The sequence below is a fragment of the Aneurinibacillus sp. Ricciae_BoGa-3 genome, from assembly GCF_028421645.1.
Taxonomy (GTDB): Bacteria; Bacillota; Bacilli; order Aneurinibacillales; family Aneurinibacillaceae; genus Aneurinibacillus_B.
Window position 1 is genome coordinate 76,961 of record NZ_CP116888.1, and the last position, 13,630, is coordinate 90,590.

23 protein-coding genes are annotated in these 13,630 nt (G+C 35.7%); 5 read left to right on the forward strand and 18 right to left on the reverse strand.

Annotation, left to right across the window (positions count from 1 at the left end; all coding sequences use genetic code 11):
• Positions 1-254: 254 nt before the first annotated feature.
• The 3 genes from PP175_RS25755 to PP175_RS25765 all read right to left on the reverse strand — a co-directional run bounded on the left by PP175_RS25755 (position 255) and on the right by PP175_RS25765 (position 1,497).
• A complete protein-coding gene (locus tag PP175_RS25755; RefSeq protein ID WP_272443969.1) occupies positions 255-452 on the reverse strand; it encodes a hypothetical protein in 198 nt (65 codons plus the stop codon).
• A gap of 141 nt (positions 453-593) precedes the next feature.
• Positions 594-908, reverse strand: coding sequence for a hypothetical protein (locus tag PP175_RS25760; RefSeq protein WP_272443970.1), 315 nt, complete (start codon positions 906-908; stop codon positions 594-596).
• 223 nt (positions 909-1,131) lie between these two features.
• Complete coding sequence (locus PP175_RS25765) at positions 1,132-1,497, reverse strand: hypothetical protein (RefSeq protein WP_272443971.1); 366 nt, start codon at positions 1,495-1,497, stop codon at positions 1,132-1,134.
• Between the two features lie 210 nt (positions 1,498-1,707).
• Here PP175_RS25765 and PP175_RS25770 point away from each other — a divergent pair, with 210 nt between their 5' ends.
• Positions 1,708-2,184: a hypothetical protein gene (locus PP175_RS25770; protein WP_272443972.1), complete on the forward strand. Its 477-nt coding sequence runs from the start codon at positions 1,708-1,710 to the stop codon at positions 2,182-2,184.
• Between the two features lie 249 nt (positions 2,185-2,433).
• Here PP175_RS25770 and PP175_RS25775 read toward each other — a convergent pair whose 3' ends face one another.
• The 14 genes from PP175_RS25775 to PP175_RS25840 form a co-directional block, all read right to left on the reverse strand.
• Complete coding sequence (locus PP175_RS25775) at positions 2,434-2,709, reverse strand: hypothetical protein (RefSeq protein WP_272443973.1); 276 nt, start codon at positions 2,707-2,709, stop codon at positions 2,434-2,436.
• A gap of 171 nt (positions 2,710-2,880) precedes the next feature.
• A complete protein-coding gene (locus PP175_RS25780) occupies positions 2,881-3,483 on the reverse strand; it encodes a metallophosphoesterase family protein (protein WP_272443974.1) in 603 nt (200 codons plus the stop codon).
• A 494-nt stretch (positions 3,484-3,977) separates the two neighbouring features.
• The gene (locus tag PP175_RS25785) at positions 3,978-4,250 is read right to left on the reverse strand and encodes a hypothetical protein (RefSeq protein WP_272443975.1); all 273 of its coding nucleotides are present in this window, start codon (positions 4,248-4,250) and stop codon (positions 3,978-3,980) included.
• Positions 4,251-4,501: 251 nt separating this feature from the next.
• Positions 4,502-4,672, reverse strand: coding sequence for a hypothetical protein (locus tag PP175_RS25790; RefSeq protein ID WP_272443976.1), 171 nt, complete (start codon positions 4,670-4,672; stop codon positions 4,502-4,504).
• A 24-nt stretch (positions 4,673-4,696) separates the two neighbouring features.
• A complete protein-coding gene (locus PP175_RS25795; protein WP_272443977.1) occupies positions 4,697-5,503 on the reverse strand; it encodes a hypothetical protein in 807 nt (268 codons plus the stop codon).
• 238 nt (positions 5,504-5,741) lie between these two features.
• A complete protein-coding gene (locus PP175_RS25800; protein WP_272443978.1) occupies positions 5,742-6,062 on the reverse strand; it encodes a hypothetical protein in 321 nt (106 codons plus the stop codon).
• Between the two features lie 32 nt (positions 6,063-6,094).
• Positions 6,095-6,448: a helix-turn-helix domain-containing protein gene (locus PP175_RS25805; RefSeq protein WP_272443979.1), complete on the reverse strand. Its 354-nt coding sequence runs from the start codon at positions 6,446-6,448 to the stop codon at positions 6,095-6,097.
• A gap of 57 nt (positions 6,449-6,505) precedes the next feature.
• Positions 6,506-7,087, reverse strand: a complete 582-nt coding sequence (locus PP175_RS25810; protein ID WP_272443980.1) for a hypothetical protein — start codon at positions 7,085-7,087, stop codon at positions 6,506-6,508.
• 250 nt (positions 7,088-7,337) lie between these two features.
• A complete protein-coding gene (locus PP175_RS25815) occupies positions 7,338-8,054 on the reverse strand; it encodes a hypothetical protein (RefSeq protein ID WP_272443981.1) in 717 nt (238 codons plus the stop codon).
• Between the two features lie 123 nt (positions 8,055-8,177).
• The gene (locus tag PP175_RS25820) at positions 8,178-8,402 is read right to left on the reverse strand and encodes a hypothetical protein (RefSeq protein ID WP_272443982.1); all 225 of its coding nucleotides are present in this window, start codon (positions 8,400-8,402) and stop codon (positions 8,178-8,180) included.
• A 527-nt stretch (positions 8,403-8,929) separates the two neighbouring features.
• The gene (locus PP175_RS25825) at positions 8,930-9,160 is read right to left on the reverse strand and encodes a hypothetical protein (protein ID WP_272443983.1); all 231 of its coding nucleotides are present in this window, start codon (positions 9,158-9,160) and stop codon (positions 8,930-8,932) included.
• A 61-nt stretch (positions 9,161-9,221) separates the two neighbouring features.
• Positions 9,222-9,578 carry a DUF6891 domain-containing protein gene (locus PP175_RS25830; protein ID WP_272443984.1) on the reverse strand — a complete coding sequence of 119 codons (357 nt, stop codon included), beginning with the start codon at positions 9,576-9,578 and terminating at the stop codon, positions 9,222-9,224.
• Between the two features lie 316 nt (positions 9,579-9,894).
• Positions 9,895-10,092: an alternative ribosome rescue factor ArfA gene (gene arfA / locus PP175_RS25835; RefSeq protein ID WP_272443985.1), complete on the reverse strand. Its 198-nt coding sequence runs from the start codon at positions 10,090-10,092 to the stop codon at positions 9,895-9,897.
• 143 nt (positions 10,093-10,235) lie between these two features.
• Positions 10,236-10,520, reverse strand: a complete 285-nt coding sequence (locus tag PP175_RS25840) for a hypothetical protein (RefSeq protein WP_272443986.1) — start codon at positions 10,518-10,520, stop codon at positions 10,236-10,238.
• Between the two features lie 227 nt (positions 10,521-10,747).
• On the opposite strand from PP175_RS25840, the gene PP175_RS25845 reads away from it, so the two are divergent.
• From PP175_RS25845 to PP175_RS25855, 3 genes are all read left to right on the forward strand, one after another.
• Positions 10,748-10,984: a hypothetical protein gene (locus tag PP175_RS25845; RefSeq protein ID WP_272443987.1), complete on the forward strand. Its 237-nt coding sequence runs from the start codon at positions 10,748-10,750 to the stop codon at positions 10,982-10,984.
• 104 nt (positions 10,985-11,088) lie between these two features.
• The gene (locus PP175_RS25850) at positions 11,089-11,802 is read left to right on the forward strand and encodes a hypothetical protein (protein ID WP_272443988.1); all 714 of its coding nucleotides are present in this window, start codon (positions 11,089-11,091) and stop codon (positions 11,800-11,802) included.
• A gap of 97 nt (positions 11,803-11,899) precedes the next feature.
• Positions 11,900-12,172 carry a hypothetical protein gene (locus PP175_RS25855; protein ID WP_272443989.1) on the forward strand — a complete coding sequence of 91 codons (273 nt, stop codon included), beginning with the start codon at positions 11,900-11,902 and terminating at the stop codon, positions 12,170-12,172.
• Positions 12,173-12,405: 233 nt separating this feature from the next.
• On the opposite strand, the gene PP175_RS25860 is transcribed toward PP175_RS25855, so the two are convergent.
• A complete protein-coding gene (locus PP175_RS25860) occupies positions 12,406-12,924 on the reverse strand; it encodes a DUF262 domain-containing protein (RefSeq protein WP_272443990.1) in 519 nt (172 codons plus the stop codon).
• A 351-nt stretch (positions 12,925-13,275) separates the two neighbouring features.
• On the opposite strand from PP175_RS25860, the gene PP175_RS25865 reads away from it, so the two are divergent.
• A complete protein-coding gene (locus PP175_RS25865; RefSeq protein WP_272443991.1) occupies positions 13,276-13,542 on the forward strand; it encodes a hypothetical protein in 267 nt (88 codons plus the stop codon).
• The last annotated feature ends 88 nt before the right edge of the window (positions 13,543-13,630 follow it).

Consider the following 13,630-nt stretch of genomic DNA (forward strand, 5'->3'; position numbering starts at 1 on the left):
ATCTCCCAAAAACTCTGGAATGTGATTTGCTAAGAGGTCATAAAACGTATACATGGCTGATATGCATGCAGTTATTGTGATTAATCCTTTCATTACCGAGAGAAAAAATTTAATTATTAATTGATTGTTTTTCATTTCGTTATGGTCATACCTATCTAAATACTAGTAATCCTGTCTAAATGAACATACATAACGGGAGAATTGCACCTAATATAATCGAAGCCTCCATTATGTCTTGCATTCCTAATCCGCAATCAAATAAAAAGTACAAGAAATATAACGACCAATCCTATTCCAAGTGCTGAAAACTCCAAGACCTCTTCTCTTACCATATGGACATTTTTCTCATGGTTTTTACCAACATAGCTAAGTAACGTGACAAATAATCCAGATAGAAATAAAATGATTAAAGAAATGACGAGTACTTCTGTGATACCTTTATCAAAACTCATAGGATTTTTTCTCCCAAACCATTAATTTTAAGTATCTGTCAGTGTACACTTCCCGACAGTTTTATGAAAACATAAGTGATGCCTACAAAAATGGTGAAAGCATTTTTAACAAGTGCATGAGTTATACTCCTAGTAATTCAATTAAGCAATGGACTTACCGTTTCGGGTAAAAGTGGCATAATCTACGTTTATTCCCCATTCCATTCGTTTATTTCGAACCTCTTGTATATTCACTTCATAGGCGAAAGCGATTTGCTTATCCGCTAACCCTTCCTTGATGTAAAGTGTATGTAATTCTTCTTTTGTAATTGTGGAAAAATCCAAAAGAACGCCATCTAACCTTTTCTGCAGTTCTTTTGCAAAAAGAAGTTGTTTCCTTTTTTTAGCTCCTTCAATATAAAATTGGATGCGGAACATTTGTTGTAAAGTATGTGGATTATCAAGATTGTAATTCATTATTTCACCCTTTTTCGTTATTTAGTCAAATAATTGTACGTATCGTTTATTGTCAATTTATATAAGGTAAAAAAAGAGAAAGGTTATTTGACCTTTAACAAAAGTATACCAGTTATTTTAGACAATAGTCAATAAAACTATTTGTATTTACTAAAGAAAAAAACCTCTGCTAACGTCAATAGCAAAGGTTAAAAAGGATTATGTATTGAAAGAAATACCTTTACTACCTTTTTCTTCGACTGGATTGTTTGTCTAACCGATAAAAGGTGAAATCATCTAGCAAAGTAAAAGCAAGTAGTGTTCCATCGGTGCGCACAATCGATAAAAATTCAAACAATTGCTCTTTCGTAATGGGTCTCTTTGTTCTATCTTTTCTTTTGGTTAGCATTATCCGCTCCCCTTCTTCCTGGACTTCATAATCCTGTTCTCCCTGTATAAAAACAAATCCACCTTGTGACAGCACGAAAAAAATATTCTCTTCATCGGGTGTACCCACTACTTTATGTCCTTCTAATTCAAACAAGTCTTCCAAACTATATTTTTTGTAATCCTCTACATTGAGCATATTGTAATCCTCTACACTGAGCATGTTCTACTTCAACTCTTTCCTCGTATATATCATATAGTCCACAGTTATACTTTAACAAAAACAGATAGACAAAGGAAAGGGATTACGTGTGTAAAGTGAAATTTGAATTAGTTTCCCTAATTGTTCTTATAAGAGGTAATAATATGCAAAATTTCTTTTTTGTTATAAAATGGATATAGAGAAGAATATATAGAGTGGAGAACGGTTGATATGAGAAGAGTAAAGTTTAAAGCTTATCCGTCCTTTTTTATTTTGGTCGCTATTTTTGCTGTATGGGGATTGTATCAATGGTTTGAAGACCCGTTTCAAATGAACAGTAGTGAAGAGGGCTATTTGTATACGCAGAACAACATAGTCATGTTTATTCAGTGGGCAGACACAAATAACCAATTAACAGGTCAGGTACAAGAAACCTATTTAGACAATACCAATACCCTTCATCATGACAGTCACCCTTTCACGGGCTCACACGGTAAAAACAACCTGAGTCTAATGCTATCGAAGAATATCTCGAATGGATGGTCAGGGGAAACGTGGACAGGCAATTTAAACGGAAAGGAATTAGAGCTTGTTATACCAGCGAACGGTCAACTTTCAACTGTACCTTTTACGCTAGGAACTTTATCCGATTACAACCAAAAAGTAAGTGAATTACAACAACAAGCACAACAAGCGTCTACCCAATAATTTTAATAGATAAAAAAGTGAAGTCATCCTTCAGTAAGGATATACAGGAACTATTTGTTTCTTCGTCTGTTTCGAGTTGATAATATAACATTTGATGAAAAAAGTGCGCCACCAATGATTAGTACAACAGCAACGATAGCAACCAGCATCAGTCCCATATCTATTTCCCTTTCCTTCAAATTGTGTATTTTTTACAATCTTGTGGTATAATAAAGGGTAAGTAAAGGCGTATGCCTACATTAGTGGTCTTTAGATGTCTTCAGAAGGAGATGGGAAAGTTTTCGCAGGCTGACCCATCTCCTTCTTTTTGTTTTTCTCAACTTGGTTTGGTTTGCTATCGAATCGCCATGTCGTAAAGGTTTTCGCCTTCCCTTTCACGAAGTCCGTTAAGCTTTCTTGTTTTGCATTTAAGCGAATATTTTCCTGCTTATAGCAGAAAACAGCCAAGATTGATACAAACGCAATTGCTCCAACTATAACCATTGCTACAATTGAAACAATCGCAATGATTGTCTCATTATTCATCGTAATACCTCCAATACCTTGTCCACGTTCAAGCATACGCCCTTACCCATTATTAGGACACAATAAAGGTTGGAGATATTACAATAACATCTAAAAAGTCCTATTCCTATTATACCACATTTATCCATTCAATCATACTCCACACTCCTCTCTACCCGTTTGATTTCAAACTTAGTAGTTCTCTAAATCTAACACTATTTCTGTTTCACCCGTTTCAGTATTCAATATAACGCCACCATACATACCAATCACTTCTGTTTGTTGATATCGACTTTTGATGTTCTTATGTTGATGTCCGTGCAATACATAGGCGGGTTTTTTGGTCTCCATATACGTAAGCAATCCCTCATACCCCTCATGCGCTAAATCTCCTCGGTCATGAATCCCCTTGGGTGAGTTATGTGAGAGAACAACATCCGCAAAAGGAAGTTCACCAAGTACAAGGTTCGTTTCCTCCTGTGTATGAATAGGAGCCTTCCCTCTCTTATATCTCACACATCCTTCTACTCCTACTAGTTGCAAATTTCCTACTCTAACATGCTTACCATGTAGATTCGGGATATTACAGTATTCCAGGTCTCCAAGGTAATCATGGTTGCCATGCACACCCACAATCGGTTTATCTGAAAAATGCTCTTTAATGGATATCAGAAACATAATATCAATATCACCAAGAATCCAAACGGTATCAAATCGTGTCTGGTCAATATTTAAGAATGATTGCCAAGTCGTATAATCTACGACATGCAAATCAGCAAAAACTAAAGCGTTCAACTATAAAGCCTCCTTTTCTTTGTCTATCTACTATCAATATAGTAGGAGAGCTGATGCTTGATTAAAATATAGAAGTTAAAGTAAGTAGGATAAGTATTTACTTAATTTTATTTTTATTGTGTAACCGTTGAGGCTTATCACCAGGACGTAACTTCAGCAATGTTTACAGTTATTCGGACTTTCAGGAGGTGTTACGGATGCAGAACAAATGACAGTAAGTTATATAATAAGGATGATGGCTGGAGCATATATGTATCTAAAAGACGATAAACCTCGACATATTCATTTGATTAAAGGGGATAAGGAAGTTGTTTTTAGTGTCACCTAAAGGGATTAATATGAAAGAATTCAGTGCATTACTGAAATCAACAAACACTTGAATACAACTGGAAAGAATTGAAAAAAGAGAGGGTAGCCTCTATGATAGCCCCTCTCCTTGTTCAATGTTTTTCTCTTTTCGGACTTCTTAAATATCTTACCGTTTATTTCGATTTTTAGTTAAAGTATTTCAAACCTGGTATTTTTACATCTGTTTTTAATATGTCGATAAATTTATTCCACTTAGATGGATTTTTTGTTTTACACGCATCCACCAACTCGTTAATCGTGTTTATTCGGGTGTTTAAAGCAACATTGTTCCTTGCTTTAGCAAAGTTTACTGCTATTTCAGTAAATCCTTCTTCGAATTGGTGTTCCACAAACACCTTTTCTGCACCAGAAACAATTCCTAATAAAATTTCTGCTTCTTTTTCTTGTATCTTAACCATAGTCACTTCTCCCTTATTTTTGATTATTAATCCTTAAACAATAGTAAAGTAATATTGCTCTTCACTTCTTGAAAACATCTTTAAAGCTGAACACCTAAACTTTTATCCACGATATATAGTGAAAATTCGCAGCCTTTTGTCTGAATTTCTATTATTATAGAAAGAAAAACAAAAAAAATAAGCGATTCATCTCCAACACGCCAGGGGCATGCAAAAAGGAGACTTCACGCTAAGAATGCTAAGTTAAGTAATTACCAGTCTTGTTGCAGTTCTCGTATCGTATAAACAATGAGATTGCCATCATCGTCTGGAACCTCAATGAAGTTCTCTCTACCCACTTGGATGTTGTACCGTTCTCTCACGCCATCCACGGTTACCACTGCCACATCATCTTCTATGTACAAAAGTTTAACAACCACCATACCGAAATCTCTCCTCCTTCCATTTTATACAATCGTAACCTCTTCGATATCTCTATATCGTACCAGTATTTCTTCTTCATTTCTTTCATTGTCATAATCGATAATTTTTTCTAGCTTTACCTTGGCTTGATAGACGTTTCCCACGCCAAAGTGGTGAGCAAATTTAGTGGCTATGCTTTTAGATAATGTCCATGAATAAGCCTCTTCTACAGGAGTGGAACGTTTTCCTTCTCCTCTGTATACCGTTATGTAACCATCTTTATCGGTGATGTTTAACCTTTTTAGTATTTTAATCGCATCTTGGGTAGGCGCATGAAGAAATACTTCTTCCAAAATTTCTTCTGGAAACATGGAAAATCCATAGTTTGATAAAGTATAAACCTCTTTAAAAACTTCATACAGTTGGACTTTATCTATCTCTTTATAAAGTTTTATAAAATAGTCAATGGCAAACATATTCCATTCAGGAAAGAATATGAGCGAATAGTCTTTTTTCTCAAATGCTTTTTTCGCTTGCTCGTCAGCTTTCAACCGTTTGATTCCAATTTCGTTGAGTAACCATGTGGGGTCAACCGTTCCAATATCCTGGGTAAAATAATCGCCTACATAAAACAAATTCCGAATTGAATTTAGGTTTTTATTATACTTTATCCGATTTGTATCGTATCCATTTTCGTTCAATAACCTTTTCCATTCATTGAAGGAAAGTGATTGATATTCCGCTTTCCAGGTTGATTTCGGAAACGATTTATAATAACGCTCACCCACAGGCAATAAATCCGCTAATCGCAACTGTTCATTTGCGCTAAAGTAAAAATCTCCGAAATCCATCTAACTTATTCCTTCCCTTCTGATTCTATTTATTAACTAAATCTACTTGAACGATACATTCGCAATAATCCATTACTCTTGTATTAATGGTGACCTTAACAGGATTATCCACCTGTTCTTTAATCAACTCATACCGTCATACAACTTATCCACTTGTTCTTTCGCAAAAGAAAGCGGAACTTTTACATAAGCGTCTGGTGCAAGTGGAAAGGATTCTCCGTAAATCTTCACTTCCCTTTTAATCGGTTCTTCTGGAATTACCACAAAATCCTTTTCTTGATTGAAATAGATATCGGTCTTGTGGTCCAACCAGTTTTTTGTTTTTTACGTACACCATTGTATCGCCCGATAACAACAACTCATGTCTGGTTTGAGATAAGCGATTCACTACGCTTGGATTTTCTTTACGGTAGGCATCCGTGTAAGAAAGAAGGCTTTCCTGTTCTTTATCAATAAAAGCATAACACCCCTGAATCATTCCACCAAAAGCATGGATGTGCCGTTGTTCATAGTTTGTAAACCCTTCATCTGCATAGCGTATCAGGCGTATTTTTTCCATGTTGGGTACTCCATTTCTAATAGCAATCGGTACTACTCTTCTTTATCCTTAAATAACTCTCGCTTTTTACGAATCATCTCAAACATGAAAACCAATTCTTCTTCTGATGCAATTATGCCATCTATTTCAACCCTGTAATTCTCTAATAATTGTTTATCTGTAACCACAATCGTTTCCTGTGAGAAATCGGTATCCAGTATATAATCCACGGATACCTGGTAAAATTTCGATAGTGTTTCCACCATGTCGGCGGTTAGCTTCCTTTTCCCCTTTTCAATACCAGAATAATATTGAGGTGAAATGCCTAACACTTTTGCGATTTCATAACCTTTTTTGTTTTTTTGAGTTCGTAATTGTTTTAAACGAATGTTTTCTTTGCTTTCCAAGGGGTATCCTCCCTAGATAGTCTAACAGGTATCGCTGATTAAACCGTCACCTATCTTTTATTGGTCATCCTGTTTGTATTCACCGATTACCCTAAACTTGTCACCACCATAAATGATGCGGGGTCTATGTTTACTTATCCGTCCATCTGCTTTAAGTGGAATGTGACGTAAGTTTGGGGGATAGGATTCTTCTTCTGGCATCGCAATAACTCCCCGCTTCCCGTTTTCAAATTCCACAATATCATTGAGCTTAACGTCCTGTTCACGTAAATTGCGTACATAACCAAAAGCAGAAATCGTTTTGACTTCTAATAAATCGTGGATGTACGCCACCATTTCCTCTTCGTTTATGAATAGTTTATGTTTCGGGTGTACCTTGTTCATTGTATCTTCTATAATATATTTTTCGCCGTAGAAAACAGTGGGAACATTAAGTACCCCTTGTACGTTAAAATCTCTTCGTATTTTTAGGGTGAGATTATCTATATTCGGATGTTCTATCTCGATTTGTTCATTGTTTTGAAGGTTCTTCATCGCTTCTACAGTGAGCTTGTCCAGACGTACAGGTGTAGGATTGAAGGCTTTTTCAATGAAGCTTTGTGTCTTATCTTCATTATTTTTATTATCAGCGTTTTTCATCGCATCCACACTTTCTTTTATTTTTTCACCGTTATCTATAATTTAATTATACTTTATTAATATAAACAAGTAAAATATTTTTTACCATATATTAAATGCATATCGAAAGCAAATAATATAGGTTTAAACTACATATATGTTACTTAGAAAGCTCGGTGTTGTCCACTTTAACAATAAAGAAACAAAGGAAGTTGTAAACCCCTTTGTTTTCATCCTATCTTATATTTGATTGAAAAATACTTTGGCGAATTTAAAAAAAATGAGTATCTTCCCTCCTGTGCGACACGTTAAATAACGTCCATTCCCCTTTTCCAAGAAGACTTACTAATCCATCTGCATTTAAGCTCGCTTCTTTTTCAGATATTTTATCTCTTGGAGTTGAAAGTCTCTTCAACGTTGTTTTATCTACGACTTGAATTTTCCTCGTCTTCTTTCCATCTGTCCTATCAAAAATAAGACTCAACTGGTCACCATCCTGGTAGACACGAACAACAAAAAGGATGTAAATTTCTGCGAGTGAATGATTATCCGTACTGATACTTTCTGTTAAGGTATCCGCAAGATGTTCACCTTTATTCTGGTCTACGTAAAAGTTTCCACCAAGCTCCTTTGTTTTGGGTAATGTTCCAATATTAATTTGTTTTAATGTAAGCTCTCTATACCAACCAACAATACGGCTTAAATCAAAACCTTCTGTCCATCCTGAATCATGGTCTGCAGTTTTGAGCCAACCATTCATCATGTTATTCTTCCACCAGTCATTTTTATCAAGTATTTCTTTTAATCTTTCTTTGGGAATCTTGACCCATACTTGCCTATAATTACTCGGCGCAAAAGCACGTAAAATAAATTCTTCTCCGCCCATATCTACAACAAATTCTATCGTTTTATCTACATTCTCAGATGATTTTGGTGTGATATGACGTACAAATAAAGTAGTTAATCTGTCAAACTCTCCTTTTAACACGACAGTTTCCTCCTTTTTAATACTAAAGTTCCGAACTATATTTACTTATTATTATAAAAGACCGTATTGTGCAACCGATAAATTAAACGCTCCGATTTTAGCCATGATTTCGTACTCGTGAACCTATTGAATAGATTCCCATTCTTCTTCTTTAAAAAGCGGAATTAACTCTTTGAATGTTTCTTCGATATCCCATATCCGACTGTTCCATTTAATCGCCAGAAACAATGCATGTTCGGCTTTTTTCTGGTACTTTGTATCCGTCAATCCAAATTTAACAAATAACTCGTGTCTTAACTCCTGATAATCAGATTCAGAGAGCCATCCTTTTTTGTCCACTGCGTGCATAGTTGCTCCGCCTCCTAAAGGTTCCCTTTTTTAAAGAATACGTCAAGTCCATTAAAATCGCCTTCATCTGACTCAACGTTTGCCATTTTATCTATCGCTTCTTTTACTTGCTCTGCTGCAGCTTTTGTATGTCTGCATCTGTGAATGGTTTTTCTTTTTTAGTCATATCAATCCGCTCCTCTAACGCTTAGTGCGTTGTATTGTTTTGATTCTATTATTGAGTTTTGCCAAACTGCTTTAAGTTCAGCTATAAAGTAAAAAACTATCCATTTCGATTTCTTCTAAATCAGTTAGGCTATCTGCAGACACGCAATGCGTCTTTAATACGATATAGCCCTCATGCCCTTCCCCGTACAGACACTCTAAATAAGAACCTTTATACGTGCCATGTACCAATAGGATGTACTCTTCTTCAACAGAATTTCCTATATACGTTTTGAGATTATCTAAACCATCATCATTGTCTTTTCCAACACCGTAAATGCCTTTGCCTAAATCATGAACCCAATCGTCCGAATCCCTAACGGTTATACCATTCTTATCGATGGAATCATAATTTTCAACGGAAGATGCATGGAAAAAACTACGGATATGAAGTCTACCTGCAACTGTTCAGCAAGGCTTTCCAGAGAAACGTCTTGTTGTTCCAGTCTATCATTCTGTTCACTCGTGAGAATGAGGTGCTCAAACAGAAAAGAATTTACTTCATCTCCACCTGTTTGTTCTACGTTCCAATTTAAGTTTTTTACTGCTGACATATTCGTCTCTCTCCTTTTGAAAGCAAAAAGCCCAAAACATTTTTCAGGCTATACATTTGCCTTATCCTATTTTTCTAAACGATTGCAAATTTAGAACCTCTTCATTTTCTGGAACAATTCCAATGCAGTACTGAGAGGTTCCTTTCCAACGTGTTGGTAATCCACACTGATTTGCAATTTGAACAATTTCTTTTCCGTTACCCGACCAGGATAGCCACAATGTCGAAACCAATTCATTTTGTTTGGTAAAGGCGTCAGCACCCTGTTTGGTATAAAACACAACCTTATCTGTATTCACATGTTCACCGTGTAGTATTTCCCATGCAGAGCTATTTGTTGCTCCAACAGCTTGTTTCGCCACATAACCCTTTTTGCGTAATTCCCGAAAGAATTGATTGACCTGCTTTTTCACAATCATCGTATTCCTCCTAAGTAAAATTTGCTGTAGTCCAATAAGAAAAAAATGAAGCATTTCCCTTGTTTATAACGTTTTTATATTATAGAAAAAAAACAAAGGTTTATTATTATTTATGTAAACTTTATTTTACTATTTATTTTATATAAGATAGATTCAGATTAACATATCGGCTACAGAATTACCATATATATAAGAAGAAAGACGATACGGTTGAAATTAAGTTCTTTGGATTTAAAAAAGAAGAGGAATCTAACTAAGAATTATTTGTTGAGGTGTGATGGTTTTAGGAGTTCTCATACGAAGCGGATAAAACGTGTTACCGCACAAAAAAAGACAGGTCATCATTTCTGTGAGCCTGTCCTTTATGTTTCGCTTTTCTGCTATACGAACCTTTTCCTTTGCTTGCTTTGTGAATGCCCGTTCCTCTGCTTATTTCAGAAGTCGTAAACTTTCTAAATTTCAGAGGGTCAACTTTCACCGTAAAACTCATATCCATCGTTTTCTTTTTTGCCATTTTTCTTCATCCTCCTATGATGTATGTCTATTTATCACTGCTCATTATATTCAATGAACTAACAAATGAATCATCGCAAATTTAAGTCGGAGTTGTAAACAGCTTATGATGTTATATTCCTTCTAGCTTCAGCTAACGGACTATCAGTAGTAATAGCTTCCCTCCAGTGTTTTTATTATTTTATGAGAAAGATTTTTTACATTCAAGCCCGTCATTTCCTGATAATGTTCCAATATATTTCGAAGCGTTTCAATATCTTTTTTTGTTACTAGTTCATCAACTGTTTTAATCCCTTCATCAGAGCACTCCTCGCATATATTATCCTGTTTCGTTAACTCATTAATCACTGGACAATCTTTATCTCCATACTTACAACCATGCCGCACACAACAATGTCTTTCGTGAACGCCGTATTTACTCTTATCCATATTCATCGCTCCTCTAAACTCATAAGTTTTTTTCCTTTTAAGTATCTTTTTAATCCATTGCAATCCTGTTCAGTTTGGTTATTTATGCGTGATAAATCCATATTATCATCAATATGCAAGTTTGACCAATCTGTAAATTTACTTTTACCAAATACATTTTACATGATATTATATAAATAATAAATACCTAAATTATTAGCACTTAAAATAGATAAGGACGGATACATATGGACAACAAACTACAAATCCTAAAAAATGATATCGCTTTTCAACAGGAAAATTACGATTCTGGTCGCCAATCTGTAAAAGAGGAATTAGAAAGGTTGCTAAAAGATTTCGATGTATCCTCTATCGAAGGAATAGCGATTAATCTTACAGAAATCCTAAGAAAAGCGCAAGAAGTTGCGGTAAAAGAAATTGGCTTAAATAAAACGAAGGGAATTGTTAAATTTATTGAATCATAATAAAAGAAACAAAGATATAAATTACAAGCTTCCCCCTTATAATAAAAGGATATAAATAATCAGGATAAAAACACACTTTATCATTTATTTAGGAGGGTTCTATTATGAACTACGGAATTAAAATAGGTTATTTAATCATTGAAAATGGTGAGTACACGGATGTAGTCGCTTGGGAAGACATTAAACCCTATTTAGATAGAGGATGCGATTATACCGAATGTTACTATGTTGTGGACAATGATACGGATTTAGTCCCAGATGAAGCAAAAGATTATCACCTTGTCATGTCCGATGCAGAAAAGGAATTAAAACGTATCAAGGAGAGACACGTAGAATCATTCTTTGGCATTCCCGTGTTTGCATGGAAAGAATACAACGGGATTGATGAAAGTGGAAATCTATTTGTAAATGTAGAGTTCTTCTTGGAATCACTCAAGCAGTACAACGGGCTGGATATCAATGTGCTCCATGATTGGGCAATTGATATTTGGACAGATGAAGGAAAGAAACTCGATAGCTTCTCCCTGATTGAGGTTCCAGAGTTCCGTGAAGCTCTGCAGGCTATTGTCAGCAAACCTATCCCCTCTCTTGAAACAAAAATTCGCACAACCGTGAAGAAGGCGTTCCAAGATAATGGCACTTTTGATGATGTTAAATTCTATCAAATCCGCCATGTAGTAGATGTTCTTTTAGCCAAAGCCGATGAAATAAAAAGACAAGAACCAAACGCCTCGGAAGAAGATATCATGCAAATGGTTGACACCGAAGTGGTCAATGTCATCGATAACCATATTCGGGAGTGGTCTTTAGAAGACTAGATATTGAGGTTAGGCGATTCAAAGGCAGAAACGACAAACCAAGGATAAGTCATTTCTTATCTTTGGTTTTTTGAATCTAACAATAGGAGCGTAAACAATGGGCGAAATCGCTGATTATTACATCGAGCGTCAATTTCAACGGCATATGCACCCTGAACGGGAAATCGTGCGGGAGAAAAAGGAAAGACAGTATCAGATGGAATCACTGGATGATAACGGACTGATGCAAAAAGCTGAACAAGCCATAAAAGCAAAACGATACAATGAACGTTTCATCGCTATCTGTGAAAAGATTCTTAAGCAGAATCCCCCTGCCCTATCAGAAAAACAACGCAACTGCTTCTATGGATTGCTTGGTGATTCGCTTTAAAGAAATAGAACAATATGAATGGTTTTTTTAGTCGATAATATATGTTCCAACTTCAAATGTAAGTAATCTGTTGAAATGTTTATGATGGACAATAGCGCAATAACAGAAAAAGGAGAGTGCTGATATAAAAGCATTCTCCTTTCATTTTATTATCTTGTTTTCTCTTTGTTTTATTATTATAGACAATGACATTGCATTCCTTCTGTTAGAAAACGAAAAGCCCCCTAATGGAACTATTCTTCTAAAGCCAATAATGCTTTTACACGATTGATTTCTTCATCTGTGTGGACTACACCCCCTGTGTTAAAATCAATATAATACTGCAAAACTTCCTTACGTGTCTGCAATTGATTGATATTGATTTTTATCCCTTGATTCATTCTTGGTCTATCTTCATAATCCCTAGAGTAAGCTCCAAACACCTTGATTTCGTTGTTTACAAAGCGTGTGATGGCAATACTTCTTTGTAACCCATCTACACAAACGAACGCTTTGTAGGCGGTTTTTGCTTCGCTTTGCCACCACGGACAATTTAAATAAATGACCCGTGCCGTTTTTCCTCCTCGAAGCAAAAACTCAAGGTAACGTATCTGTTGTTCTTCCGTCCAGACTGGACCTCTTTGGAAATCAGGATTCATTTCAAGACCATACTCTTTTTGCCACTTTTCAATCTGTATTACGAATTGTTCTAAATCGTAATCCACTTCCCAACTGCCGACACGGGTAAATTGAGGGATATCTCTGTATTTCATCTGAATACCTCCTGGTTAATCGTGTTCAAATCATAAACACCTTTATTATCAAATATTGATGTATTATATGCGTTGTTTCCATCGTCTATTAGATTGCTAATATAAAAATAGAGAGGTACAATATCCTCCCTATCTACCTTTCTATTATTCGGTTAGCACCATGTCGAAATATTCACCCTGACACTCTCCGCTAATCACAACACTATGAAAGTATCCGCTACCTTTATACCATTGAATCGTTTCCGCAATGGCTTTATACGTCCAATAGCTTCGTTTCCCAACACGGTCAGGATTTCGGAGCTTCCCCCTACTTTTAACAACCGTAAAAACCTCATATTGGAGGCGGTTGCCATGCAACAAAACGCAGAGATTATCACGTTACAAGACAAGTTTGGAAATAGTGTTGAGGTTTTTAAAAGACCTTTAGAAGTGGGGGATAGAGTGGTAATTATGGATGATGAAAAAAATAGGACACTCTTATACCATATACCAACCCAAAAATATGTGGTTTCTACCGTAACAAAGATAATTGATGAAGGATACAATGAGCGAAGAATTGTAACTGATGCAATTGGCGGTAGTTGGCGTGAAGTTTTGGTTTATCAAGTCATTGAATAAATTTAAAAAAGAGGTTGGTACGATAGTACCACCTCTTTTCTATGAGCACTACTAGAGAACTCCCATTTCATTAATTAAGTGGACACGG

Excerpts from the sequence above, each read along its gene's own strand:
- PP175_RS25860 (WP_272443990.1), bottom strand. The coding sequence starts at position 12,924 with ATGAAATACAGAGATATCCCTCAATTTACCCGTGTCGGCAGTTGGGAA.
- PP175_RS25855 (WP_272443989.1), top strand. The coding sequence starts at position 11,900 with ATGGGCGAAATCGCTGATTATTACATCGAGCGTCAATTTCAACGGCAT.
- PP175_RS25790 (WP_272443976.1), bottom strand. The coding sequence starts at position 4,672 with ATGGTGGTTGTTAAACTTTTGTACATAGAAGATGATGTGGCAGTGGTA.
- PP175_RS25760 (WP_272443970.1), bottom strand. The coding sequence starts at position 908 with ATGAATTACAATCTTGATAATCCACATACTTTACAACAAATGTTCCGC.
- PP175_RS25800 (WP_272443978.1), bottom strand. The coding sequence starts at position 6,062 with ATGGAAAAAATACGCCTGATACGCTATGCAGATGAAGGGTTTACAAAC.
- PP175_RS25755 (WP_272443969.1), bottom strand. The coding sequence starts at position 452 with ATGAGTTTTGATAAAGGTATCACAGAAGTACTCGTCATTTCTTTAATC.
- PP175_RS25775 (WP_272443973.1), bottom strand. The coding sequence starts at position 2,709 with ATGAATAATGAGACAATCATTGCGATTGTTTCAATTGTAGCAATGGTT.
- PP175_RS25850 (WP_272443988.1), top strand. The coding sequence starts at position 11,089 with ATGAACTACGGAATTAAAATAGGTTATTTAATCATTGAAAATGGTGAG.
- PP175_RS25840 (WP_272443986.1), bottom strand. The coding sequence starts at position 10,520 with ATGGATAAGAGTAAATACGGCGTTCACGAAAGACATTGTTGTGTGCGG.
- PP175_RS25865 (WP_272443991.1), top strand. The coding sequence starts at position 13,276 with ATGCAACAAAACGCAGAGATTATCACGTTACAAGACAAGTTTGGAAAT.
- arfA (WP_272443985.1), bottom strand. The coding sequence starts at position 10,092 with ATGGCAAAAAAGAAAACGATGGATATGAGTTTTACGGTGAAAGTTGAC.
- PP175_RS25825 (WP_272443983.1), bottom strand. The coding sequence starts at position 9,160 with ATGTCAGCAGTAAAAAACTTAAATTGGAACGTAGAACAAACAGGTGGA.
- PP175_RS25770 (WP_272443972.1), top strand. The coding sequence starts at position 1,708 with ATGAGAAGAGTAAAGTTTAAAGCTTATCCGTCCTTTTTTATTTTGGTC.
- PP175_RS25795 (WP_272443977.1), bottom strand. The coding sequence starts at position 5,503 with ATGGATTTCGGAGATTTTTACTTTAGCGCAAATGAACAGTTGCGATTA.
- PP175_RS25820 (WP_272443982.1), bottom strand. The coding sequence starts at position 8,402 with ATGCACGCAGTGGACAAAAAAGGATGGCTCTCTGAATCTGATTATCAG.
- PP175_RS25765 (WP_272443971.1), bottom strand. The coding sequence starts at position 1,497 with ATGCTCAGTGTAGAGGATTACAATATGCTCAATGTAGAGGATTACAAA.
- PP175_RS25810 (WP_272443980.1), bottom strand. The coding sequence starts at position 7,087 with ATGAAAAACGCTGATAATAAAAATAATGAAGATAAGACACAAAGCTTC.
- PP175_RS25845 (WP_272443987.1), top strand. The coding sequence starts at position 10,748 with ATGGACAACAAACTACAAATCCTAAAAAATGATATCGCTTTTCAACAG.
- PP175_RS25830 (WP_272443984.1), bottom strand. The coding sequence starts at position 9,578 with ATGATTGTGAAAAAGCAGGTCAATCAATTCTTTCGGGAATTACGCAAA.
- PP175_RS25785 (WP_272443975.1), bottom strand. The coding sequence starts at position 4,250 with ATGGTTAAGATACAAGAAAAAGAAGCAGAAATTTTATTAGGAATTGTT.